Origin of the sequence: Burkholderia sp. Tr-20390, assembly GCF_017104595.1 — a bacterium.
GTDB lineage: Bacteria > Pseudomonadota > Gammaproteobacteria > Burkholderiales > Burkholderiaceae > Burkholderia.
The window spans coordinates 1-1,499 of sequence record NZ_JAAGPC010000403.1 but is presented as its reverse complement, the minus strand read 5'-3'; the positions used below and the strand labels follow the sequence as shown (position 1 = coordinate 1,499).

Here is a 1,499-nt window from a genome sequence, read left to right as displayed (position 1 = left end):
CCGCCAGCGCGAGTGCCGCGCCGACGCGCCGCGCCGGCCGCGTTGCCCGTCGCTTCGCCATTGCCCGCGCCATCCGTTACATCCCCCGTCGACGCGCGGCGATTCTCTGCAGCACGCTGAACACGCCGAGCGCGAGCAGCAGCCCCGCCACGACGCCGACCGCGCCGAGCACGACCGGATGCCGCGCCGCCTGCGTCCACACCCGCGCATACCACGGCACGAACCCGACCACGTAAGGCTCGCCGACGCGCAGGCTGTCGACCTGCCCCGGCCGCACCAGCGCCAGGTCGCCCTGCAGCTGCGACACGAGCCCGGCGTTCTCGAACACGTTGAGCAGATCGCCGAGGCGCGGCTGGTCGGTCGCCGTCAGCGCGACGACGCTGCGCCCCCGGCTGCCCGGCAGCTCGAACCCGGCAAGCGCCGCGAGCGAGCCCGTCTGCTCGATGTGCGCGCCGCCTTCGGTCAGGCCGACGCCGTTGCGCCAGCGCTCCTTCACCGAGAAGGCGATGCGCGCGGCGCCCTCGCCGCCCGCGCTGCCCTGCTCGCCGATCACGAGCGGCAGCGCCGAGCGCCAGTGCGCGAGCAGCGGCGACGCGGGCGAGCCGTCGATCACGAGGAGATCCTTGCTGCCCGACAGCGCGGCGACGTCGCCGGGCCGCGCGACCTGCACGCGCAGCGCCGGGAAGCCGGTCCATTCGCCCATGTGGCCGAGCATCGTCAGGTAGGCCTCGAGCTCCTGCGGCGACGGCCGGTCGGGCATCACGACGGCCGTCTGCGACAGGTCGGCGAAGCGCGTGAACGGGAAGCCGCTGTTCGCGAAGAACGCGAGGTTCGGCAACTGCGCGTAATGGACGAAGTGCGAGAAGTCGATCGTCGAATCGGGATCGATCGCCGCACGCTGCGGCTCGGTCGCCGTGCTCGAGCACAGGCCCGTCTTCTGCGAGTCGAGCGTGAAGCGGAACTGCAGCTGGTTGCCGCTGCCGACCCGGAACGCCGGGATGTCGACGTCGCTCGTCACGCGTCCTTCCGGCACCGACAGCAACGGCAGCTGCATGCGGCCGTGCGCGTCCTCGGCATGGGCCGGCCCGAGCCGGTACGACTTCACGAGCTGGTCGTTGATCTCGACGGCAAGCGTCGAGTTGTCCTGCACCGTCGGCGCCGTGTAGCGGTAGCGCAGCGTGATCGGCACGCCCGCGCCGTTCCACGAATGCAGGTCGGACGGCACGCGCAGGTTCAGGCGAATGGCGTCGGGCGACGTGCCGCGCACTTCCAGCTCGCGCGTATCGGACACGAGCTCGCGGAACGTGATCGGCCGGTTCACCGGCAGCCAGCGCGGCGCGTCGTACGGTTTGCGCGGCGCGCCGAGATCGACGTGCGCGACCGTTGCCGACGGCCCCGACAGCGCCGCGCGGCCCAGCACGAGCGTCGCGACCGCATCGTCGACCTCGGCCGCCGTGCGGCCCGTGACGACGAGCAGCTTGCGCCCCGGCGCGGCCGGG

At 72.9% G+C, this 1,499-nt stretch carries 1 protein-coding gene; it reads right to left on the bottom strand.

Features of this window, described 5'->3' with window-relative positions:
- Positions 1-76: 76 nt before the first annotated feature.
- Positions 77-1,499 (bottom strand): cellulose biosynthesis cyclic di-GMP-binding regulatory protein BcsB (locus tag G3N98_RS39240; protein ID WP_206151120.1); only part of this gene is annotated, 1,423 nt, incomplete at its 5' end.